Annotated in this window: 14 protein-coding genes; 8 read left to right on the top strand and 6 right to left on the bottom strand. The window is 73.6% G+C overall.

Annotated features, from left to right (window positions below; translation table 11 throughout):
• The first annotated feature begins 397 nt into the window (after nt 1-397).
• The 4 genes from ACH4OA_RS12420 (at nt 398) to ACH4OA_RS12405 (ending at nt 5585) form a co-directional block, all read left to right on the top strand.
• On the top strand, nt 398-1117 hold the full coding sequence (locus ACH4OA_RS12420; RefSeq protein WP_397968887.1) for an HAD family phosphatase: 720 nt from the start codon (nt 398-400) through the stop codon (nt 1115-1117).
• Nucleotides 1118-1131: 14 nt separating this feature from the next.
• Nucleotides 1132-1887, top strand: coding sequence for a glucose 1-dehydrogenase (locus ACH4OA_RS12415; RefSeq protein WP_365872225.1), 756 nt, complete (start codon nt 1132-1134; stop codon nt 1885-1887).
• 169 nt (nt 1888-2056) lie between these two features.
• Entirely contained in the window at nt 2057-2728 is a 672-nt protein-coding gene (locus ACH4OA_RS12410) for a ScbR family autoregulator-binding transcription factor (RefSeq protein WP_365872189.1), read from the top strand.
• A gap of 346 nt (nt 2729-3074) precedes the next feature.
• A complete protein-coding gene (locus tag ACH4OA_RS12405) occupies nt 3075-5585 on the top strand; it encodes a BTAD domain-containing putative transcriptional regulator (RefSeq protein ID WP_397968885.1) in 2511 nt (836 codons plus the stop codon).
• A 225-nt stretch (nt 5586-5810) separates the two neighbouring features.
• Here the strand turns inward: ACH4OA_RS12405 and ACH4OA_RS12400 are convergent, their stop codons facing one another.
• The 3 genes from ACH4OA_RS12400 to ACH4OA_RS12390 form a co-directional block, all read right to left on the bottom strand.
• Nucleotides 5811-7382, bottom strand: a complete 1572-nt coding sequence (locus ACH4OA_RS12400) for an alpha-L-arabinofuranosidase B (RefSeq protein WP_397938831.1) — start codon at nt 7380-7382, stop codon at nt 5811-5813.
• 232 nt (nt 7383-7614) lie between these two features.
• Complete coding sequence (locus ACH4OA_RS12395) at nt 7615-8817, bottom strand: type III PLP-dependent enzyme (protein ID WP_397968884.1); 1203 nt, start codon at nt 8815-8817, stop codon at nt 7615-7617.
• Nucleotides 8814-9746, bottom strand: coding sequence for a DMT family transporter (locus ACH4OA_RS12390; RefSeq protein ID WP_365872195.1), 933 nt, complete (start codon nt 9744-9746; stop codon nt 8814-8816). Before ACH4OA_RS12390 ends, ACH4OA_RS12395 begins: the two co-directional genes overlap by 4 nt.
• Before the next feature lie 681 nt (nt 9747-10427).
• Here ACH4OA_RS12390 and ACH4OA_RS12385 point away from each other — a divergent pair.
• Both ACH4OA_RS12385 and ACH4OA_RS12380 read left to right on the top strand, forming a co-directional pair.
• Nucleotides 10428-12347 carry an ABC transporter ATP-binding protein gene (locus tag ACH4OA_RS12385; protein ID WP_397969030.1) on the top strand — a complete coding sequence of 640 codons (1920 nt, stop codon included), beginning with the start codon at nt 10428-10430 and terminating at the stop codon, nt 12345-12347.
• A gap of 181 nt (nt 12348-12528) precedes the next feature.
• Entirely contained in the window at nt 12529-13416 is an 888-nt protein-coding gene (locus ACH4OA_RS12380) for a helix-turn-helix transcriptional regulator (protein ID WP_397938825.1), read from the top strand.
• 91 nt (nt 13417-13507) lie between these two features.
• Here the strand turns inward: ACH4OA_RS12380 and ACH4OA_RS12375 are convergent, their stop codons facing one another.
• Nucleotides 13508-15154 carry a glycoside hydrolase family 27 protein gene (locus ACH4OA_RS12375; protein WP_397968882.1) on the bottom strand — a complete coding sequence of 549 codons (1647 nt, stop codon included), beginning with the start codon at nt 15152-15154 and terminating at the stop codon, nt 13508-13510.
• Nucleotides 15155-15479: 325 nt separating this feature from the next.
• Here ACH4OA_RS12375 and ACH4OA_RS12370 point away from each other — a divergent pair, with 325 nt between their 5' ends.
• Nucleotides 15480-16907, top strand: a complete 1428-nt coding sequence (locus ACH4OA_RS12370) for a non-reducing end alpha-L-arabinofuranosidase family hydrolase (RefSeq protein WP_397938821.1) — start codon at nt 15480-15482, stop codon at nt 16905-16907.
• A 199-nt stretch (nt 16908-17106) separates the two neighbouring features.
• On the opposite strand, the gene ACH4OA_RS12365 is transcribed toward ACH4OA_RS12370, so the two are convergent.
• Nucleotides 17107-17787 (bottom strand): alpha/beta fold hydrolase, encoded by a 681-nt coding sequence (locus ACH4OA_RS12365; protein WP_365872203.1) that lies wholly within the window; start codon nt 17785-17787, stop codon nt 17107-17109.
• Nucleotides 17788-17998: 211 nt separating this feature from the next.
• Here ACH4OA_RS12365 and ACH4OA_RS12360 point away from each other — a divergent pair, with 211 nt between their 5' ends.
• The gene (locus ACH4OA_RS12360) at nt 17999-20782 is read left to right on the top strand and encodes an AAA family ATPase (protein WP_397968880.1); all 2784 of its coding nucleotides are present in this window, start codon (nt 17999-18001) and stop codon (nt 20780-20782) included.
• On the opposite strand, the gene ACH4OA_RS12355 is transcribed toward ACH4OA_RS12360, so the two are convergent.
• Nucleotides 20779-23400, bottom strand: a complete 2622-nt coding sequence (locus ACH4OA_RS12355; protein WP_397968878.1) for a CHAT domain-containing protein — start codon at nt 23398-23400, stop codon at nt 20779-20781. The genes ACH4OA_RS12360 and ACH4OA_RS12355 overlap by 4 nt on opposite strands.
• Nucleotides 23401-23417 lie beyond the last annotated feature (17 nt).

Genomic DNA, 23417 nt, shown 5'->3' with positions numbered 1-23417 from the left:
CGGAAGCGGGTGCGGTGAGCGGAGCGGTGTCGCCGCGGGGACGGGCGGGCATGGCGGGAACCCCCTTCGCAAGTGCGGCGTCCTGTCTCGTCTCGACACCGCCGGTTCGGCAAGGAATCGCTGGGGCGGCGCGGTCGTGCGTGCCCGTCCGGACCGCCGCGCACGCCTGCCCGCGGACCGGAAACGGGCCTGGCCAGGGTACTCGCGGCCGGTCGCCGCGGCTGTGAGGTGTGACGCACGGGACACCCGCGCGGCCGTCTCGTTCCCGGCGCCCGGGCGCCGGACCAAGATCCTTGGACTATCGACGGCGACCGTGTGAGGATCGAGCCGATCGTGAGGTTTACCCGGTCCGTCGTCCGCGCCTCGCGCCGGCGGGCCGCCGGGAGGGAGAGGATCCATGAGCGAGCAGCTCGGCAAGCTCCGCATGGCCGCGCTCAACATCGACGGAGTGCTGCTGAACGACACGTTCAGCCCCGTCATCCACCACTTCGTCACCAGCCGGGGCGGCACCTACTCCGCCGAGCTGGAGCGCCGGATCTTCTCCCAGACGCGGGCGGTCGCGGGCGAGGTGCTCGCCCGGACGTGCGGCATGACGACCACCCCGATGGAGACGATCGCCATCTACCTCCAGGAGCGCGAGCGTTACCTCGCCGACCACCCGGTCCGCATCCTCGACGGCGCGGTGGAGCTGCTGCGCCGGCTGCGCGCCCTGGGACTGAGCACCGTGTGCTACGGCGGGCTCGACGCCTCCCACTTCGAGCGCTATCTGGGGCACCTGGGCGACCTGTTCGACGAGCCCCGGTACGTCTGCACCAACGACATCCGCCCCGGCCTGTACGAGATCGCGGTGGACATCGCCGGACTCGCCTGCGACGAGGTGCTGTTCATCGACGACGTGGCCCGCGTCGCCGAGACGGCCCGGGAGCTGGGCGCCCCGTTCATCGGCCACCCCAGCGACTTCGCGCACGGCTATCAGCGGCAGCTCATGGCGGAGGCCGGCGCACGCCATGTCGTCGGCTCCCTCGGCGAGATCGACGACCGGCTGCTGCGGACGATCGACGCCGAGGCGCGGACCGGCACGCTGTGGCAGAGCGTGCCCGGAAGGGATGTGGCGTGACGCGGGAGCCGGGGATGCTGGCCGGCAAGGCCATGCTGGTGACCGGGGCGAGCAGCGGCATCGGAGCGGCGGCGGCCCGGGTGGCGGCGCGGCAGGGCGCCGTACTGGTGCTGATGGCCCGGCGGCTGCCGCGACTGGAGGAGCTGGCGGCCGAGTTGCGCGGCCAGGGCGCCGAAGTCGCCTGCGCCGCCGGCGATGTCACCGTCGCCGAGGACGTCGAGCGGGCGGTGCGGCTGGCCGTCGACCGGTACGGCAGACTCGACGCCGCGTTCAACAACGCCGGTGTCACCACCCGGCCGGCCCTGCTGCACGAGACGGACGACGCCGACTACGACACGGTGCTCGACGTGAACGCCCGTGGCGTCTGGCTCTGCATGAAGCACGAGATCCGGGCCATGCTCGAGAGCGGCACGGGCGGCGCGATCGTCAACAACAGCAGCATCGCCGGGGTCCGCGCCACGTCGGCGGGCGCGCCGTACGTGGCCGCCAAGCACGCCGTGCTCGGTCTGACCAAGTCGGCCGCGGCGCAGTACGCGCCGCACGGCATCCGGGTGAACGCGCTCGCCACCGGACTGACCCGGTCGGAGATGTCGGAAGGCGTCTTCGCCCGTGACCCGGCGGCGGAGGAACGGATGCGCCGGCGCAACCCGCAGGGCAGGGTGGCCGACCCGGAGGAGGTGGCGCAGGCCGCCGCGTGGCTGTGCAGCGACCAGGCCAGCTTCGTCACGGGTGCCACCATGGCGGTGGACGGGGGTGCCGGGGCCTGGTGAGCCCGGGCGTCCGGGCCGGCGGCAGCCGGCTCGACGGCGCCCGGCTCGGCGGATTGGGTAAAGTACCAGACATCTGGTTTCTTTTGTCTCCCGGGGTGCTCGCGCTCCGGGATCAGACATCCGCGTCAGCTCAGAGGGGGTGGCGTGGCGCGGACGAGAGGACGAACACATGGCACGGCAGTTGCGCGCGATCCGAACCCGTGGCGCGATCCTGGACGCGGCGGCGGAGGTCTTCGCGCAGCACGGCTACCACGGTGCCAGCATCGCGCAGATCCTCGAGAAGGCCCAGGTCACCCGGGGCGCCCTGTACTTCCACTTCTCCTCCAAGGAGCAGCTGGTCCAGGGCATCTTCGAGCAGCAGGTGACGGAGCAGGGTTATCCGCCGCGGACGTACAAGCTCCAGGAGCTGGTCGACGAGGCGATGGCGCTGGCCTGCCGGCTGCCGGAGGAGATGATGCTGCGGGCCGGCGCCAAGCTGGCCATGGAGCCGCAGCTCCAGGAACTGACGGACGGCGGCCCCTGGGAGGCGTGGGCCCTGCGGTTCGCCTCCATGGTGGACGCCGCCAAGCAGCACGGCGAGGTCTACCCGCACGTGCAGCCCGAGGACCTGGGCCGCTTCCTGGTCAGCGCCTGGATCGGCGCGCAGGTGGTGTCGGAGGTGACGTCCGGGTGGCAGGACCTGGAGCAGCGCATCTCGTCCATCTTCGCCTACACGCTGCCCAGCGTCGCGATGCCGGCGGTCTTCGCGCAGCTCGACTTCGGGCCGGACCGCGGGAGCCGGGTGCTGGAGGAGATGGAGACGGCCCGCCGCGCGACGCTGGTGGCGGAATCGGCGAGCTGAGCCCGCTCGCGCGCCACGGCACGCCCCGGTCTCGCCGATCAGGCGGACCAATACCCCGTAGCGGGACGGATATCAAGTCCCGTCAGGCGGTCCGGCAGGCGATCGCGCCGCTGTGGCCGAAGAGTGTCGGTCGTCACATCTGTGAAGCGATCGGTAAAAGCGCAGGTCAAAAGGGCAGGTAGGCGTCGTATCCAGGACTTCGTGGCCGGTTGTTTAACTGTGAACATTGGCTTGTAAACCGGACCTCCGGTTTGTACGGTGACCGGAGGCTTGCGCTTCTGCGCGCCCGTCAGTGGAGATCCATCTGATGCGGGGGGTTGTCATGTGGTTCCGGATGCTTGGTCCCTTGGAGGTCGTCTCGGACGGCCGTGTCATCGACCTGGGAGGCAGCAAGCAGCGTGCGACGCTCGGGTTCCTGCTCTTGCGGCCCGGTGAAGTCGTACCCGTCAGCGGACTGTTGACCGCGCTGTGGAGCGCGGGGGAGACCCCGGCGACGGCGCGCAAGATCCTCCAGAACGCCGTCTGGGGCCTGCGCGGAAAGCTGTCGTCCGACGACGGCATGCGGGCCGGCGTGACCCTGCGCACCCAGTCCCCCGGCTACCTCCTGGAAGTCGACCCGGAACACATCGATCTGCACCGGTTCCGCCGGCTGGCGGACGAGGGCCGGGCCCTGCTCGCGGCGGGCCGGCGCGAGGAGGCGGCCCGGCGGCTGCGCGAGGGCCTCCGGCTGTGGCGCGGCGCCGCCCTCGCCGACCTGGTCGAACTCGGCTTTGACTGGCCGGAGTTGACGGCCCTCCAGCGCGCCCGGCTGGAGGTGCTGGAGGACTACTTCGAGGCCGAACTGGAGTGCGGCCGGCACTCGGCGGTGCTCGCCGAGATCGAGGCCGTCGTCGAGAGCGAGCCGCTGCGCGAACGCGCCTGCGGCCAGCTGATGCGCGCCATGTACCGCTGCGGCCGGCAGGCCGACGCACTCGGTGTCTACCAGCGGCTGCGCGGGTCGCTGGTGGAGCGCCTCGGCCTGGAACCGGGCCCCGACCTCCAGTCGCTCCAGCGGGCCGTCCTCATCCACGACCCGGTGCTCGGTCTCACCCCGTCCGCCCCGCCCGTCGCACTGACCGCGCGGCCGGCGACGACCGCCCGGCAGACGGCGGCGGTACGGCAGACGCCGGCGACCGCACCGCAGAGGCCGGCCGCACCACAGATCCCGGCGACCGCGCCGCGGACACCGGCCGGACGGCAGGCCCCGGCGACGGCACGGCAGGCTCCGGCGACCGAACGCCGGGTGCCGGCCGCGCCGCAGGCGACGGTGACGTCGGCCGATCGTCATGAAGCGGCCATTCCGGCCCCCGAAACCGACCGGTCGTCCACCCCGAACCGCGGAACCGAGCGGTGGTCGAGCCCGGGTTCCAACGCCGCCCGCGTCCCCGCCCGGTGCCCCGCGCACCAGCCCGCGACGCCCCCGGCCCGGCGGCCCGCGCAGCCTACGGCGCACCGGCCCGCGCAGCCGTCGACGCGGCGGCCCGGCCGGCAGGAGGTCAGCGCGCTGCTGGTGCGGGTCGGCGTCGCGGTGCGCCCGGGACGGCCCGACGACACGGACACCGTGTTCGACCGGATCAGCGGCAGCGTCCGGCGGGAGATCGAGAGCCGGGGCGGTACCGTCGTCGCCACACTGGGCACCGACACTCTCGGCGTCTTCCCGGCCCGGCCGGGCGGGGAGGACCACGCCCGGCGTGCCGTGGCCGCCGCCACCGCCCTGCGGGCCGCCCGCGCGCGGGAGGGCGCCGGCGCGGAGGTGACGGTCAAGGCCGCGATCGTGACCGGCGAGGCGCTGCCGCGGCACCGTGCCGAGGACGGCGCCTCCCCGGTGCCCGGCGGCGCGCTGCTCCAGGCGGCCCAGGCGATGCTGCCGCTCGTGCCGGACGGCCGGATCGAGGTCTGCGCGGCGACCCGGGAGGCGACCGGACCCGCCTGCTCCTACCGCCCGGCCCCCGGCGACCCGGCCCGCTGGCAACTGCGGCACACCGCCGCGGACACCGACCCGGCCGGCCGCGTCCGCTCTGGCACGAAGAACGCGTACGAAGGCGAACTGGAGCTGCTGGCCACCCTGTTGGAACACACCACGCGCTGGCACCGGCAGCACCGGGTGTTCGTGCTCGGCAGGTCGGATGCGGCGCGGGCGCGTCTCCTCGCGGAGTTCGCCCGGATCGCCGGGCAGCGCCCGCACGACTGCCTGGTGCTGCGCCGGCCCGGACCGGGCACGGAGGGCGACGGCCGGTTCGCACCGCACCGGGCGATCGTCGCCGCGTACTGCGGTGTGACGGCGCAGGACACGCCCGCCGTGGCCCGCGGCCGGCTGGAGACGGCCCTGCACGGGATGACCGGGGACCAGGACCGGGCCGACCGGATCGCCGGCCGGCTCGGAGCCCTGCTCGACCCGGCCGCACGGGCGGAGGGGGAGAGCGGTGAAGGACCGGCGGGCTGGCGGGAGTTCATCGAGACGGCGAGCGGGTACCGTCCGCTCGTCCTGGTCACCGACCGGCTCCACCGGGCCGACGACGCCGTCTGCGACCTCCTCCAGTCGCCGGCCGGCCTGGCCCGCGGGCTGCCCGTCCTGGTGGTCGCCGGCGCCGAACCGGCCTTGCTGAGCCGGCGCCCCGGCCTCGCCGTCGACCGGCACGGCACCACCGTGATCCGCATGGACACCCGGCCGGACCCGGTGGCCGGCCGGCTGCTCGACGGCACCGGGCTGCTGCGCCTGCCGGCGCTCACCGGCGTCGCCGGCCCCGCCCCGGAGGGGTACGCCGGCGCGGTGGGCGAGGCCGCACCGGCCCCGGTGCGCCGCCGCGACGTCGCCTGACCGGCCGCGTTCCGGAGACCGTCCGGCACGGCGCGGGCGTCGTACCGGCCGCCTCCGCCGGAGGAGCGTCGTGGGAGTGCCGAGGGAGCGTCGGGAAAGAGGGCGTGGCCGGGCGGCGGGCGGGGCGGTGATCGGCCGGCGCCCGGACACCGCGGCGCCGTGCCATGACCGCGCGGGTCACGGCACGGCGGCCGGTGGAGGTCCGGCTCGGTGGCCCGGCGGGCGTCAGGCCCAGGGGGAGGAGACGACCCAGCTCGTGTCGTCGGACCAGGCGGTGGCGTTGTCCCACTCGGCGGAGCCGCCGTCGCTCGCGACGTAGGCGGCGTGGGTGTAGTGGCGCACGAAGTCAGCGGGATAGTTGGCGGAGCGGAGCGAGACGCCCTGCCCGTTGTGGCCGGCCTGGGGGCAGAAGGTGGCGTCCAGCCTGGCCAGGTCGCTGTTGGCGGGGGTGTCGACGCGCAGCCGGAAGTCGTAGTGGCGCAGGTACTGGCCCGGTTTGTCGGCGGACTCGAAGGAGACGCAGGAGGCGTCGCCCAGGCCCGTGCGGACGATCCAGGTGGCCGCGGCCTTGTCGGCGGCCGGACTGGAGGAGGAGACCGCCCCGATGACGGCGTTGTTGTCGGCGCTGTTGTGCCGGAGGTACTCGGTGGTGCAGCAGGGGGTGGTGGCCCGCAACGAGATCCTGGAGCCCACGGCCGGTCCGCCCGCCAGGGGCGCCGTGGTGTACCCGGCCGCGTTGACGTTGGCCTGTACGGCGTTCTCGGTCGCGTCCGAGGGGTAGCCGGACGTCATCGCGCCCTCGTAGAAGGTGCCGGCGGAGCTGTTGCTGTTGTCGCCGCCGATGCCGAGGATGATGGCGCCCTCCTTCTTCATCGGGTGGTAGCCCGTGGCGTTGGGCCGCGCCCCGTTGTAGAAGGTGGACAGCCCGCCGGACTGGGCGTTGCCGGCCCGGATCGACCAGTGGTTCGACTCGCCCTTGACGACGGCGGTGAGGAACCGGTGGCTGACGCTGGGGTTGCCCGCGTTGTAGCCGCGGTTGACTCCGGAGAACAGCCCGTTCTCCAGGTCGGCCATGACCCAGGGGCCGTTGCCGGTGCCGTAACCCCAGGCCTTGCTGTTGCCGAAGTAGATGGTCTCCATGGTGCCGTTGCCGTTGTCCCGGCTGTTGGTCTCGGCGTTGCCGTAGTCGAAGCAGCAGCCTCCGTTGTAGTGGCTGCCGTCGAGGATGGCGTACATGCCTTCCGGCTGGTCCCCGGTGGCGATGCCGTTGGTGGTGTTGTCGCGGTATCCGGTGCCGGGTGCGACGAAGATGCCGTACGCCTTGTGGCCGCCCACGGTGACCGGTGCGGCGGAGGCCTCGGCGAGGTTGTCGTACCCGCCCGCGGCCGGGCCCTGGAACCCTCCGGGCGGTGCCTGGGTGAGGTGGTTGCCGCGGCCGGACTGGTCGTAGACGACGGTGATGAGGCAGCTCGTGCCCGCGCAGAAGGAGTCCTGCGCGGCGGCGTCGGCGTAGCCGCCCGCGCCGAGCGCGCCGATGTCCCGGGTGGCGCCGTCCGAGGCGCGTTTGACCTGGTAGAGGCGGCCGCTGTAGGCGGAGTACAGGGCGCGGGTGGTGCTGTGCGCGGCCACGCAGGGCGTGCCGCCGGCGGCGTACAGGTCGCAGGGCAGCGAGCCGGCGGCCGCGGTGGCGCCGCCGGCGGCGGCCCGGCCGCCGAGCAGGGCCGTGGCCATGGTCAGTACGAGGGCCAGCAGAAGCAGGGGCCTGGCCCGCCGTGGGCGGGCCGATGTCACGGACATGGGGGGTCTCCGGTCTCCTGGGAAGGTCGGTCGGGTCATGCGCATGACAATTGCGAGGGCGATCGGTTCGCTATTTCGAACATTGGTCGCAGTCGCGGACAGGGATTGATAATAGGAAGCACCTGGAGGGTGTCAACACATCGCGCAGGATCGTCGTGGAGCCGCTCCGCCGCGCGTGGGTCGGTACCCGGCGCGGCGGCGTCCGGCTACGCCCGGGTGCCGGTCCCGGTGCTCACGCGTCCGTCCCGTCGGCGTCGCTGCCGACCTCGCCGGAGAAGCAGTAGGCGGGCAGCGGGGGGAAGCCGTTGAAGCCCACGGAGGAGTACGGCACGGTGTAGGCGCCCGCGGCGAGGAAGTCGACATGGTCGCCGGGGCGCAGATCGAGCGGCAGGTCGGCCGGCGTGTTCTCGTAGAGCACGTCCGCGCTGTCGCAGGTGGGCCCGGCCAGGACGGCGGGCGCGGTGCCGGGGGCGACCGGGGCGCCGTCCCGGGTCACGGTCAGCGGGAAGCGGATGGCCTCGCCCTCGGTCTCGGCGAGCCCGCCGAAGCGGCCGGCGTCGACATAGGCCCAGCGCCTGCGCACCGGCTCGGTGCGCTCGGTGACGAGGACGACCTCCGAGCGGACCAGACCCGCGTCCGCGGGCAGGTACCGGCCCGGTTCGATGACCGTGCGCGGCGGGCTCGGGAAGTGGTGGCCGATCGCGTCCGTGATCGCCTTGCCGTACGTCTCCAGGGCCGGCACGGCGGCGTCGTAGCCGGCGGGCAGCCCGCCGCCGAGATTGAGCAGCCCCAACTCGATCCCGTCCTCGGCGAGTCCGGCGAAGAGCCGGGCCGCGTGGCCGATCCCCTCGTCCCAGCTCGCCGGGTTGCGCTGCTGCGATCCCACGTGGAACGTGCAGCCGTAGGGGTTCAGGCCCAGGTCGCGGGCGCGGCGCAGCAGGACGCGGGCGTCGTCGGCGGAGCAGCCGAACTTGCGGCTGATCGGCCACTGGGCACCGGTGGTGACCACGGTGACCCGGCACATCACGTCGGCCCCCGGCGCGGCGGCGGCCAGCTTCTCCAACTCCTCGGCGGAGTCGAAGGCGAACAGGGGCACCCCGAGCCGGTGCGCGTAGGCGATGTCGGCCCGCTTCTTGACGGTGTTGCCGTAACTGATCCGCTCGGGGGCCGCCCCGGCCGCCAGGCAGCGGTCTATCTCGCCGGGACTGGCCACGTCGAACCCGCAGCCCGCGTCGGCCAGCAGGCGCAGCAGCTCCGGTTCGGCGTTGGCCTTCACCGCGTAGTACACCTCGGCGTCCGGGAGGGCCGCGCGCAGCCGCCGCAGCTGTTCGGCCACGGCGTCGAGGTCGAGCAGGAGGCAGGGGGTGGGCAGCGCGTGGCGGCGGAAATACGCGTCATGCCGGGCGTAGGCGGGTTCGGGATACCGTCCGGTCATCTGTATGTCTCCTCGGGATCAGGGAGCGCCGCGGCGCCGGGCGGGGATTTCGTGGCGGCCGCGTCGTCCGATGCGTAGGGGAAGAGAGCTATTCCGGCGACGATGAGCGCGCCGCCGGTCAATTTGAGGACAGAGAGGTCCTCGCCGAGCCAGAGAACGGCGACCGCGACTCCGAAGAGCGGGATCAGATTGAGCGCCATTCCGGCGACACCGACCGGTACCTGGGGAATGGCGTAGTTGTAGGCGAGATAGGCGAGGGCGAAACCGACCAGGCCGATGGCCGCCGCCGCCCCGACATGGGACAGTTCCGCCGCGCCGGGAATCGGTTCCGCACCGGTGCCCCAGACCACGGCGATGACGGGAATGCCGAAGAGGAATCCGAACCCGAATTGGTAGGCCGTGAGTTCCAGCGCGGAGGCGCCGGCCGCCAGGCGGCTGACCACGATGACGGAGGCGGAGGCGCCCAGGGAGCCGAGCAGGACCAGGCCGTTGCCGATGCCGACATCCACGCTGAAGTGCGCCCCGGTGAGCAGGGCGGCGCCGACCGTCCCGACCAGGACGCCCGCGACACTGCGTCGGCTGACCGCCTCCTTGATGAAGACCACGCCCATGACCAGCACCATCGCGGACTGCAGTCCGTCGAGCAGCGCCGCGTCGGCCGCGCCCGTGCGCTGGAGTCCGAGATCGAGCGCGCCGTAGGCGACGACGGGTTCCAGCAGGCCGAGGAAGGCGAAGTGGCGCAAGGGGACGGTGCGGCGCGGGCGTACCCACAGCATCGCCGCCCACAGCACGGCGGCGGCGACACCGACCTCGATGAAGAACGTGGTGAACGCGCCTATTCCGTCCACGGCGTATTTGGCGACGGCGGTGGCGACACCCCAGCTGCCGGCTGCGACTATCAGGGCGCCGTACGGTCGCAGACGATTCACTCCGGCTCCCAGGGCGGCTTCGCGAATGGATGGCGGACTTCCGCCGGCGGCATTCCGGCACGGGAATCCCGCCGACGGTCCAGGCATGTCCTTGCGAGGGGCACGGTTACCCCGTTGGTCGCGGCGAGGCGAGGTGGTGGTCGGCCTCGCCGAGTCGGTCATATGGTCATCATGGCGACGAGCCAAGTGTCAACAGATTCCGGCCAATTGAAGTGATCTCGCGGACGGATGAGCCGGAACTCGCTGTCGCCGCTGCGGATTTCGTCGCGCCGCCGATCCGGGTGCCGGGCCCGCGAGGAAGGCTGCCGGTGGCCGCCGCCCCGGCGCCGGACACGGAATCCGTGGCGGGGCGCCCGGACCGGGAACGCGGGTCGGCGGACCCGGTCGCCCGGCACACGGCCGGGGATCGGCGGACCAGGCCGCCCGGCGCACGTCGGCGGACCGGCGGGCCCGGTCGTCCGGCACACGGCCGCGGACCGGTGGACCCGGTCGCCCGGTGCACGGCCGTAGAGCCCAGCGCACGGCCGTAGAGAAGCGCTCCCGGGCGGCCTCGCACCGGTCGGAGGAGGACGAGGGCCGTGTACGCCGAACGTGTCCGCTTCTCGCCGGTCCGCGGTAAATGCCTGGACCGGGTGACGCCGTGGACGGGAGACTTCCGACTTCCGAACCTCCGGGAGCATGATGGGGACGACAGACACACGAGAGTCGGCACCGGGCAGGAGCGCGGTCCTGCTGGCACTGCGCCACTACGGCGGGGAACTGCTACGGCTGCGCAAGCCGGTCCTGCCCGCGCTGCTCTTGCCGGCCGTGGGCAACATCGGCATCCGCTACATCGCCCCGCTGCTGATCGCCAAACTGGCCGGGCAGGCCGCCGGCGACCACGGTCTCACCCTCGCCTCGGCGCTGCCGTACGTGCTGGGTTTCGGCGGGACGCTGCTGCTCGCCGAGGCCGTGTGGCGGGTCGGGCAGCACTGCCTGAACCGCCTGGGCGCCTTCGGTATGGAACACCTGTACGTGAGCGGCATGGACGCGCTCCTGGCCAGGGACGCGGCGTTCTTCCACGACAACTTCGCCGGCTCCCTGACCAAACGCGTGCTCAGCTACGGCAAGCGCTTCGAGGACTTCGTCGACACGGTGACGTACCGGATCGTGGGCAGTCTCGTCCCGCTGGCGTTCGGTGCCGTGGTGCTGTGGAGCTACGCACCGATGCTCGTCGCCGGCCTCTTCGTGATGATCGCGCTGACCGTGGCGGCCGTGACGCCTCTGGTCCGGCGCCGGCAGCGGCTCGTCAACGCCCGGGAGGCGGCGGTCGCCCGGGTCTCCGGTCATGTCGCCGACAGCCTCACGAACATGGAGACCATCCGGGCGTTCGCGGCGGAGCGGCGGGAGGCCGGCGAACACCGCAGCCGGGTCGCGGAGTCCCGCCGCCTGACGCTGCGGTCGTGGGACTACGGCAATCTGCGCGTCGACGCCCTGGTCGCCCCGATGTCCGTGCTGACCAGCGTGCTCGGCCTGGTGGTCGCCGTCGCCTTCGGCGGCCCGGGCCAGGGGGTCGAGGAGATCGTCGTCAGCTTCACGTACTACTCGAACGCCACCCAGATCATGTTCGAGTTCAACCAGATCTACCGGCGCCTGGAAAGCTCGATGACCGAGGCCGCCCAGTTCACGGAGCTGCTGCTGGACCCGCCCACCGTCCTCGATCCGGCGGTACCCGAACCGCTCGCGCCGCGGGACACGGGCATCCGCTTCGAGGCGGTGACCTTCGCCCACGCGGGTGCGAAGCCGATCTTCCGGGGACTCGACCTGGACGTGCCCGCAGGCGCGCGGGTCGGCCTGGTCGGCAGGTCCGGCGGCGGCAAGACCACGCTGACCCGGCTCCTGCTGCGGATGTCGGACATCGACGCCGGACGCATCCTGATCGGCGGCCAGGACATCAGCCGGCTGCGCCAGGCCGATCTGCGCTCACTGCTCGCCTACGTCCCGCAGGACCCCGCCATGTTCCACCGCAGCCTGCGGGACAACATCGCCTTCGCCCGGCCCGGCGCCACCGACGAGGAGATCCACGCGGCGGCCGCGGCGGCGCACGTCACGGAGTTCGCCGGGCGGCTCCCCGACGGCTTCGCCACCCTGGTGGGGGAGCGGGGCGTCAAGCTCTCGGGCGGCCAGCGCCAGCGCGTCGCCCTCGCCCGGGCCATCCTGCGCGACGCCCCCATTCTGCTGCTCGACGAGGCGACCAGCGCGCTGGACTCGGAGAGCGAACTCCTCGTCCAGGACGCCCTGTGGCGGCTGATGGACGGGCGTACGGCCCTCGTGGTCGCCCACCGCCTGAGCACCGTCGCCGGCATGGACCGACTCGTCGTCCTCGACCGCGGCAGCGTCGTCGAGCAGGGCACCCACGGCGAGCTGATCGCGGCGGACGGCGCCTACGCCCGGCTGTGGCGGCACCAGTCGGGCGGCTTCCTCGGTGAGAGCGCCGAGCCGGCCCCGGGGCGCCCGGTCCCGCGCACCGGTCCCGGCGCGCTGCCCGACCCGGCCGGTCCGGCAGCGGACGGTGACCGGGGCACACCGTCGCCCGCCCGCACGAGCACCGGGACCACGTGACCGGGCCGGCTCCCGGACCTCCTCGTCCCGCGGGTGGCGGCACCCCGGTACGTCCGTCACCTGCGGCACACCGCGCAGCAGCAGCGGTCCTGCCCGTCGTCCCGCGCGGGGGCGGGGCCCCGTCGAGGGGTGTACCGGCAGTACATCCCTCCGGCCGCGTGGGCGACGTACCGTCGAAGGCGTGGACAACCAAGCAGAGGTCCGCGAGTTCCTCACCTCGCGGCGAGCCAAGATCACCCCCGAGCAGGCGGGCCTGCCCTCCGGCAGCCGCCGGCGCGTACCCGGCCTGCGCAGGAGCGAGGTCGCCGCGCTCGCCGACATGAGCGTGGAGTACTACGCCAAGCTGGAGCGCGGCAACCTCGCCGGCGTCTCCCCGGCCGTCCTGGAAGCGGTCGCCCGCGCCCTGCGGCTCGACGACGCCGAGCGGGCCCACCTCCTCCACCTGGCCCGGGCGGCCGACGGCTCCGACGCCCTCACCCGCCCCCGGCGGCGCACCACCCGGCAGTGGACCCCGCACCGCAGCCTCCAGTGGACCCTGGACGCCGTCACCGCAGGCCCGGCCTTCGTCCGCAACGGCCGCATGGACCTGCTCGCCGTCAACCAGCTCGCCCGCGCCTTCTACGCCGACGTGTACGCCACCTCCGCCAATCAGGCGAACCTCGCCCGCTTCCACTTCCTGGACCCCGCCGCCCGCCGTTTCTACCCCGACTGGGAGCAGGCCGCCGACATCACCGTGGCCATCCTGCGCACCGAGGCCGGCCGCAACCCCCACGACAAGGACCTGCACGACCTCGTCGGCGAGCTGTCCACCCGCAGCGACGCGTTCCGCACCCGCTGGGGCGCCCACAACGTCCGCCACCACGGCACCGGCACCAAACGCTTCCACCACCGGACGGTCGGCGACCTCACCCTTTCCTACGAGGGCCTGGAGATGGCCGCCGAACCCGGCCTCACCCTCACCGTCTACACCGCCGAGCCGGGCTCCCCCTCCGAAGAGGGCCTGCGCCTCCTCGCCTCCTGGGGGGCCACCCAGGAGGCGAGGACGGCCACGGGACAGGCGGCCCGCTGACCCAGCCGGCCCAGCCGGCCCGGCGGCCCGCTGACCCAGCCGGCCCCGGCCCTCCACGCCGGCGGACCGGGAAGCCCGCGTCAGGCCCGGGTCAGGACCGGCTCCACTTCTGGCTCGCCCGGCCGTCGCAGGCCCACAGCACCAGCGGGGTCCCGTCGGCGGTCGCCGCGCCCTTGGTGTCGAGGCACAGCCCGGAGTGGACGTTGCGGACGGACCCGTCGGAGCCGACGGTCCACTTCTGGTTGTCCTGACCGTTGCAGGGCCAGGTGACGACCCGGGTGCCGCTGGCGGTGCCCTGGTCGTAGGCGTCCAGGCACTTGTCGCCGTAGACGCGGATCTCGCCGCCCGCCCAGGTGGTCCACAGCTGGTTGGCGGCCGTGTGGCAGTCCCAGAGCAGGACGGTGGCGCCGGCGGCGGTGGAGGCGTTGTCCACGTCCGCGCAGCGGCCGGACGCGCCGCCCCGCAGCCGCGAGGTGGAGGCGGCCACAGGGGTGCCACCGGTCACCCGGAACACGGCCACGCCGTGGGCGGGGACACTCGCCGAGATCTGCCCGGACGTGCTCGACGTGCCGCCGGTCCACAGGTCGGTGAGGCCGAACGGCCCGCCCGACAGGCCGACTTGGGCGGCCGACGTGGTGACCGTCGCCGTGGCGTCGCCCCGGTTGAACAGGCCCACCGCGACCGAGCCGTCGGACAGCGGTTTGGCGAACACCTCGGTGGCGCCGTCGTCGCGCACCCGGCGACCGCCCGCGCCCAGCGCGTCCTGGTCCACCGCCAGCAGCCGGGGGTTGCGCAGGATCGCGCTCACGTCGGCGGACATGGTGCGGATGTCGTTGCCGGCCATGAGCGGGGCGCCCAGCAGGGCCCACAGGGCGAAGTGCGAGCGGGACTCGGTGAGCGTCAGGCCGGGGCGGCCGACGACCAGCATGTCGGGGTCGTTGAAGTGTCCCGGGCCGGACTGCGCCGCCAGCGGCGCGGTGACGTCCAGGACGTTGCCGACGCCCATCGGATAGCTGTTGGTGTTGCCGTTCTGCCAGATGTCCAGCAGGTCCTCGGTCGTCCGCCAGAGGTCGGCCACCTCCCCCCAGTTGTAGGCGGCACCGGTGATGGCGTGCAGGCTGTTGGGGTTGATGCTGTAGACGATCGGCCGCCCGGTGGCGCGCAGCGCGTCGCGCATCAGCGTGAACCGCGCGACCTGCTCGTCACGGGTGCCGCTGGAGGAACACCAGTCGTACTTGAGGTAGTCGACGCCCCACGAGGCGAACGCCGCGGCGTCCTGGGCCTCGTGCCCCTTGCTGCCCGTGGAGCCCGGGTAGCCGCCCGTGGCCTGTGCGCAGGTGCGCTCGCCCGGCACCTCGTAGATGCCGAACTTCAGGCCCTTGCCGTGGATGTAGTCCCCGAGCGCCTTCATCCCGCTCGGGAACTTGGTGGGGTTCGCCCGGAGGTTGCCCTGCGCGTCGCGCTGCGGGTCGAACCAGCAGTCGTCGACCACCACGTACCGGTAGCCGGCGTCGCGCATGCCGGAGGACACCATCGCGTCGGCGGCCTGGCGGACCTGGGTCTCGGTGACCCCGCACCCGAAGCTGTTCCAGCTGTTCCACCCGAGCGGCGGGGTGAGTGCCGGACTGCCCGGCGCCGCCGAGGCGGTGGAGTGGGAGGAGGCCGTCAGGGACGCGGTGACCGTCAGCACGGCGGTCGCGAGGAGACGGAGCAGTCGTCCGCCGGATCGTCTGGGCACCAAGGGCTCCTTTACCCGGGGAATCACCTGGAAGCAGTGTCCGAAATTTCGGACGCCATTCGGAAAGTAGGTGCCACGGATACTAGAGAGGCGATGGATCCTGTCAACACCCTGCGGTGCGGCGGCTTCGTTCGCTGCCGGATCCCTCGAGCCGACCTGCGCGAATCCCTCGAATGTTTCGGCGAGGTCGGCGAATCATGCGAGAAGTATTGACGCCGTTCAACGGTTCCCTACCATCGAACCTGCTCGTCACCCCGACCAATGTTCGAGATGACGAACGTCTCAGCCGCACCACGACCGCTCACTCCAGGATGACGAGGTCCCCATGCGCAGACGAAGTTTCCGTCGCGGACACCTGTCCACGGTGCTCGCCGCGGCGGTCGCGGCCCTGGTCGCGTTGGCGGCGATGCTCGTCGCCGGCCCGGCCCAGGCGGCCACCGCCGGCGCCTTGCGCGGTGCCGGCTCCGGCCGGTGTCTCGACGCGGCGAACTCCAGCCAGGCCGACGGCACGGCCCTGCAGATCTGGGACTGCTCGGGCGGGACCAACCAGCAGTGGACGCTGACGGACGCCAACCAGCTCACCGTGTACGGCAACAAGTGCCTCGACGTGCCCGGCCACGCCACCACGGCCGGGACCCGGGTGCAGATCTGGACCTGTAGCGGCGCCGCGAACCAGCAGTGGCGGGTGAACTCCGACGGCACGATCGTCGGCGTGGAGTCCGGACTCTGCCTGGACGTCACGGGTTCCGGTACGGCCAACGGCACGGCGGTGGAGATCTGGACGTGCAACGGCGGCAGCAACCAGAAGTGGTCCGGCCTGTCCGGGACCACCCCGCCCACGGGCGACACGTGCGCCCTTCCGTCCACGTACCGGTGGTCGTCGACGGGCGTGCTGGCGCAGCCGGCGAACGGATGGGCCGCGCTGAAGGACTTCACCAGCGTGGTCTACAACGGCAAGCACCTGGTCTACGGGTCGAACGTGTCCGGCTCGTCGTACGGCTCGATGGCCTTCGCGCCCTTCACGAACTGGTCCGACATGGCGTCGGCGGGACAGACCGGGATGAGCCAGGCGGCGGTGGCGCCCACGCTGTTCTACTTCGCGCCCAAGAACATCTGGGTGCTGGCGTACCAGTGGGGCCAGTGGCCCTTCGTCTACCGCACGTCGAGCGACCCCACCAACCCCAACGGCTGGTCCGCGCCGCAGCCGCTGTTCACCGGCAGCATCTCCGGTTCCGGCACCGGCCCGATCGACCAGACCCTGATCGCCGACGGCCAGAACATGTACCTGTTCTTCGCCGGTGACAACGGCAAGATCTACCGCGCGAGCATGCCGATCGGGAACTTCCCGGGCAACTTCGGCTCGTCGTACACGACGGTCATGAGCGACACGACGAACAACCTGTTCGAGGCGGTGCAGGTCTACAAGGTCAAGGACCAGAACCAGTACCTCATGATCGTGGAGGCGATGGGGGCCAACGGGCGCTACTTCCGCTCCTTCACGGCCTCCAGCCTGAGCGGTTCGTGGACCCCACAGGCCGCCAGCGAGAGCAGCCCCTTCGCGGGCAAGGCCAACAGCGGTGCCTCCTGGACCAACGACATCAGCCACGGTGACCTGGTCCGCACCAACCCCGACCAGACCATGACCATCGACCCCTGCAACCTGCAGTTCCTCTACCAGGGCAAGTCCCCCAGCGCGAGCGGCCCCTACGACCAGCTCCCGTGGCGGCCGGGCGTGCTCACCCTGCAGCGCTGACCCGTCCGCCGGGAACCTCCCCGTGAGCGGCCCCCGTTCCGGGCCGCTCCGCGCGGAGGACGGCAGCTCCCGACACGACGGAACCCCGGCCGGGGAACATCCCCGGCCGGGGTTCCGTCGTGTCAGGAGTCGCCCGCCGTACCCGGGGCGCCCGGCCCGCCCTGCGCGGTCCCGGACCCGGGAGGCGGCCACGGGTGGCTCAGCCGCTGACGAAGCGCTCGACGGCCTGGAGGGTGGGTACGTCGGCCAGGAAGCCGAGGTGGGTCTGGCACGGGACCAGGTGGTTGGCGGCACCGGCGAGCGGCGTGCTGGTGTAGGGGAGGATGACGCCGTCGCACGGCGAGTACCAGGTGGCGTACTGGGTGTCCCCCGGGGTCTCGTCGCCCGCGTTGAGCGTGGCCAGGAAGGCGGAGCCGGGGAACATCTCGACGCAGGACAGGTTCACCAGACAGGCGCCGGCCGCGGTGGTGCCGTGGTTGGCGCCCGCGATGGAGGCCAGGTGACGTACGTAGGGCTGGCCACCGAGTTTCTTGATGTACCAGTCGCTCACTATCCCGCCCATGGAGTGGTTCACGATGTCGACCTGCCGGGCGCCGGTGGTGGCCAGCACCCCCCGTACGTACGCGGCCAGGCCGGCGGCGCTGACGGCGTTGGACTGCGACCAGTTGTAGTCGTAGGTGAACAGATCGCCGCTGGAGTAGCCGTCGGCCCTGAACACGGCTTCCGCGGTGACCCAGTTGGTGGCGTTGCCGGTGAAGCCGTGGACGAAGACCACGGGGGTGCGGCCGCCGGCCGCGGCCCCGGCGGTCCCCGACATGCCGAACGCGGCAAGCGCCACGGCCGCGAGTACGGCGAGCAGGATGCTGTGCAGACGTCGCACGGGTGACTCCCTTCTCCGTGTCCCCGGACGAGGGGGACGATCGGGAAGGAGTGTGCGCGGGCCCGGCCGGGCGCGGACCGGTGGAACCACCAGTCGTCCACGGGACGCGCGCACGGGGCACGGAGCCGTCACGAGGGGCGGCACGAGTACGGCAACTCCCGTGCGTGACAGGTCCCTTCCGTTTCAACGAACCGCGCCCCACACTGCGGTCATGGACAGCGACAGTGACGCGGTCGCCCGCACACCCAGTCCCCTGTACGGGCGTGCCGAGGAGCGACGGACGCTGTGCGGCGCGGTCGAGGGGCTGCGGTCCGGGCGCGGCGCCGCCGTGCTGGTCACGGGCGGACCCGGCAGCGGGCGGTCCGCGCTCCTCGCCGCCGCCGCGCGTGCGGCGACCGGATGCACCGTGCACCACGTCGCAGGCGTCGAGAGCGAGGCCGGGGTGGAGGGGGCGTGGTGCCAGCGTCTGCTGCTGCGGCTGACCGAGGACCTGCCGGCACCGTCCGGGCATGACACGGAGGTCCTGGCCGCCGTCAGGGCGGGCCGGTGCCCGCCGGAGGCGGTTCTCGTGGTCGCCTCGTCGCTGCGCGGGGTGCTGGAAGCCCGCTGCGCCGGGAAGCCGCTGCTGCTGTGCGTGGACGACGCGCAGTGGCTGGACCACGTCTCCCTGTCCGTTCTGGGGCTGCTGGCCCGCCGTTCCGGGAACCTGCCGGCCGGTCTCCTGCTGACCGTGGTCACCGGGCACCCGGCCCGCGCGGCTCTGGACGGGATCGACACGGTGGCCCTGCCGCCGCTGGACGAGACGGCGGCCCGCCGGCTGCTGGCGGACGCGGTGCCCCCGGACCGGACCGCCGGCCTGTGCCCGGCGGCCGAGGCCGAGGTGCTCGCCCTCGCGGCCGGCAACCCGCTGGCACTGACCGAGCTGGCGGCCGCTGCCTGCGCCGGCCACCCCGGCGGCCCCCTCACCCTGCCGCCGGGCAGCAGATGGCGGGCGCACCACGGCCGCCGCTACCGCCGACTGCCCGCGGGAGCCCGGGCGGTGGTCGCCACCGTCCTCGTCGGCGGCCCCCTCGGACCGGACGTGTTGCGCACCGCCGTCCGCCGGACCGGACGGGACCCGGGCGCGATCGACACGGCCCTGGCCGGCGAGCTGATCGCGGCGGCCGGCGACGGCACGGTGGCGGTTCCGGGCCGGCTGCTGCGCCGGGTGCTGCGCGCGGAGGTCCCGCTCGCCGAACAGCACGCGGCCCACACGGTCCTGGCCGAGGTGTCCGACGGCGAGGGAACCCGGCTGCGCCGAGCGCTGCACCGGCTGGCCTGCGGCATCGGCCCGGCGGAGCAGGAGGCGGCGGACCTGGAGCGGGCGGCCGGCGACGCCGTCCACCACACGGCCGGGGCGGTGCTGGAGGACGCGGCCGACTTCGCGCCACGGCCGGGGGTGCGGGAACGGTGGCTGACGCTCGCGGCCCGGCACGCCTTCCTGGCCGGCGAGGACACCCGCACCCGGGACCTGCTGCGCCGCGTGCCGCCGCACGGCGTGCCCGAGGGATCGCGTGCGCTGCGCAGCCTGATCGAGGGAGAGCGCCTGCTGCGTGACGGCACGCCCGCCGAGGCGTGCCGGCAACTCGGCGCGGCAGCCGACCTGTTCCTGGACGAGAGCGAGGAATCGGCGGCACGCGCGCTGATGCTCGCCGGGGAAGCCGCCTGCCTCGCCGGTGACTTCGCCGGCTACTTCGCGCTGGCGCGGCGCGCGGCATCGCTGCGGCACGGCGACGGCACCCCCACCACGCGGCTGGTCCTCGACCACTTCGCGGGGATGACCGCCACCTTCGAGGGCCGGCACCGGGAGGCGGGCCGGACGCTGCGGCGGGTGATGCGGCTGGCCGAGGGGATCCCGGACGCCTACTGCGCGCTGTGGGCCGGGCAGGCCGCCTACACCCTGGGCGACGCCGCCCGCGCCCACACCTTCGCCGTGGCCGCGGCCGGCCTGGCCCGCCGCGAGGGCGCCCTCTCCCTGGTGCCCGCCGCGCTCGTCTACCAGGCCCTGGCCGCGCTCCTGACGGACCGCTGCGCGGCCACCGAGGAAGCGGCCCTGGACGGGCTGCGGCTGGCCCGCCGGACGGGACAGCGCAACCTCGCCGTGGACCACTTGGCGGTGCTCGCGCTGGTGTCGGCGCTGCGGGGCGACGGGGACGGCGCGGCGGCCAGGCTGCGGTCCATCGCCCAGCAGGTGTCCACGCGCGGACTGGGCCGCCCGGCCGCGTTCGGCCACTGGGCGTCCGCCTGTGCCGATCTCGCGGACGACCGGCCCTCCGACGCGCTGACCCGGCTCGCCGGCATGACCCATGCCGCGGTGGGCAACCAGCCCAACCTGGTCATCCGCCAGCTCGCCACACCGCACTTCGTGGAGGCCGCCGTACGCTGCGACCGGCGGGCCAAGGCGGCCGGAGCGCTGCGCTCGTACCACGCCTGGGCGGCCAGCGGGACGAGCGCCGCCCGGCTCGCCCTGGCCCACCGCTGCCACGCGCTGCTGGAGTCCGATGACGCGGCGGCCGACGAACTGTTCCGGCAGGCCGCCCGGCTCCACCAGCGGGACGGAGCGGTGCTGGAGCTGGCCAAGACCGAGCTGTTCCACGCCCACCGGCTGCGGCGCGCGCGCAAACCGCGCCCGGCGCGCGAACTCCTGCGGGAGGCGCTGCAGATCTTCCAGCAGTTCGGTGCCGCCTCCTGGGCCCAGCGGGCCACCGCGGAACTCCGCGCCACCGGCGCCCGGCCGCAGACCGCCGCCCGCCCCGGCGACCGCGGGTCCGCGGCGGGCGCGGACCTCACGGCGCAGCAGACGCGAATCTGCGAGCTGGTCGCCCAGGGCGCGACCAACCAGGAGATCGCCGAGGTGATGATGGTCAGCGTCCGCACCGTCGAGTACCACCTCAGGAACGTCTTCACCCGGCTCGGCGTCCGCTCCCGCGTCGAACTGGCCGCGCACTTCCGTTAGTACCCATCCGCTCGGAAGAGGGGCTCCTCTCCGCGTCCGATCAGGCACATGCCCGCCCAGTCGTAGGGTCCCAGCTCGGGATAGGCGTCGCGCAGTTCCCGCTGCGCCTGCCGCAGAGCGGCGCCGGGAGTCCCGCCCCGGGCGACCGAGGCGAGAAGCCCCGCGCCCACCTGCGCGGAGGACCAGCTGTTGATGTGGCCGACACCCGCCACGACGGCCTGTGCCCGGCCGAGCAGCCCGCCCACGGCCAGGCTCAGCGGGTCACGGCCGTAACGGCTGGCCGCCGTCCCGGTCCAGCAGCCGTTGAGGACCAGCAGTCTGGGCAGCCGGAGGGAGGCGAGCAGACCGAGGGTGATCCGCAGCGGGCCGAGCCGGGTCTCCCCGGCGGCCTCGCCCAGACCGCTGAGGTAGAGCAACGCGGCGGAGGTGAGGTCCTCGGCGGGATCGAGCGCCGCCAGTTCCACATGGGACCCGGGCCAGCCGGCGAGTGCCGCGGCCTCCTCGGCATGACCGCTCAGCCGCGGATCCAGCACGCTGACGGCGGGCGCCGCGTCCGCCCCGGGGGCCCCGCCGGTGCCGCCGCCCGCGCGCCCCAGCAGGCCGTGGGTTCGCAGACTGGGGGTGAGGGTCACCTCCGCGACGTCGAGCAGGCAGACGCCGTCCCGGCGGAGCGCGCCGTAGGGAAGCTGCCACAGCCGGAGGTCGGGGCTCAGCAGGAGGGCGAGCGGACGGTCGGCGGTTCCGCTCCACGCGGTGTCGTGGGGGAGCAGGAACCGCCCGAGCAGCTCCCAGGTGTGATCACTGACGCCGTACTCGGGCAGCGGTTCCCCCGCGGCGAGCGTGTCCAGCAGGCCGTCCAGTGCGGCGGGCGCGGACTGCCGGCTGGAGTGCCAGGCGCCGTGCCGTACGCGCGAGGCCACCGAGGACCACCAGCCGTCGGCGCCCTTGCCCACGTGCACGAGGACCACCGCCTCGGCCAGCGCATCCGTCCCGGCCCCGGACGGCAGCCGGCCGGGCAGGGCCGGGGCCCCGGGGCCCAAGGGCGGCCCTTCCTCGCCGGCGCCGGCGAGGGCGGCGCGCACCGCCCGCGCGGTGCGGAACACCTCCCCGGCGCGGCCGGGATCGCCACCGGGGAGCGTCATCGGCAGCGTGGCCAGGGGCTGGTGCGCGTCCGCGGGCGGGTTCTCCAGCACGTGGTCGAGTACGTCGGAGCGGCCGAGTTCGATGATCCGGGCCACGTCCTCGTGACGCCGCGCGGTCCCGTGCACCATGAGGGCTCCGGCGTAGACCTCCTCCCGTTGTTCTTGCAGCGCCCAGCGGTTCTCGGGCAGCGTCAGCCGGTCGCGCTGGAGGTCGGCGCCCGCCAGGGCGGTCCGGCTCACCAGCAGGGCGAGGTCTTCGCCGAGTGCGGCGTCGCCCCGCAGACGCAGCAGGTCGTGCAGGGTGAGCCAGGTGCGGGTGAGGTCGGGGCCGTCGTCGCGGACGGCGATGCCGAGCGAGGCGGTCAGATGGGCGGCGGCACGTCCCATGTCGCCGTCGGACATGATGAGCCGGCGTCCCATGTGGCGGTGCCAGCGTGCCGCCTCCAGGGTGCGCGCGCCGTCGTGGTGCCGGCGCGCCTGTTCCAGGGCCTCGTCCGCCCCCGCGCCGTCGCCCATCGCCTCCGAGACCTCGGCCTGTTCCAGCAGGACCTGGCCGCGCATCCGCTCGCGCCCCGGCTCCGCGCACTCCCGGAGCAGCTCGCGGCAGAGCAGCAGGGCCTCGGGGAAGCGCCGCAGGGTACGCAGCGCCGCGACCCGCGCCAGCCGCACGACCCGCACGTTGACACTCGACCCGCTCTCCCGGAAGCACTCCTCGGCCTCCAGGTACATGGCGAGGGCGGAGTCGTAGTGCCCGACGATGATGTCCGTGCGGGCGTGCACCCGCGCGATCAGCCCCCTGAGGTGCGGTGAGGCGTCCTCCGCGGGCAGCTCCCCGGCCTGTGCGCGCGCGTCGCGCAGGAACGCGTAGGCGGCCTCGATGTCCCCCCGCAGCCGTTCGGTGTTGCCCCGTTGCAGCAGCGCCTGCGCCCTCGCCCGGGCCACCCCGGGTGCCCCGGCGAAGTCGTCGGCGACGGCCAGCGCCCGGTCGCTGAGGACGACGGCCGAGTCGTAGGCGCCGGACGGCTCGCACAGCTCCGCCAGGGCGCGCCACGCGGTGACGTGGTACACGGCGCTCCCGGACGTCAGTGGCGTGCGCAGCTGTGCGCGGTTCCAGGACTGCGCGGCGAGGAAGGACGTGGACAGGCGGTGCCGCTCGGCGAGGAACCTCGTCCGCTCCAGCACGGCGCCGGTGTCACCGGCGAGCCGCGCCGCGGTACGGGCCGCGAGGAGCAGCCGCAGCGTCTCGGCACGGCAGCCCGCCTTCCAGGCCCGCTCGGCGATCAGGTCGTAGCGGTCGCCGAGGGCGGCCCAGTCGGACGCGTCGAACAGCGCGGCGGCGTCGGCGCGGTCCCGGTCCTCGACGAGCCGGATGTCCCGCTCCGGGTGGGAGGCCGTGGCCGGCGGGAAGGAGAGGGCGACGCCCGGTTCCGCTATCCGGTCCGTCCAGTGCGGCGGGGAGGAGCGTGCCATCATCATCCCATGACGTCCCGTCA

Source organism: Streptomyces sp. NPDC017095 (assembly GCF_044332325.1).
Classification (GTDB): domain Bacteria; phylum Actinomycetota; class Actinomycetes; order Streptomycetales; family Streptomycetaceae; genus Streptomyces.
Note: the sequence above shows the minus strand (reverse complement) of the source record. Positions and strands in the feature narration are given on the sequence as shown.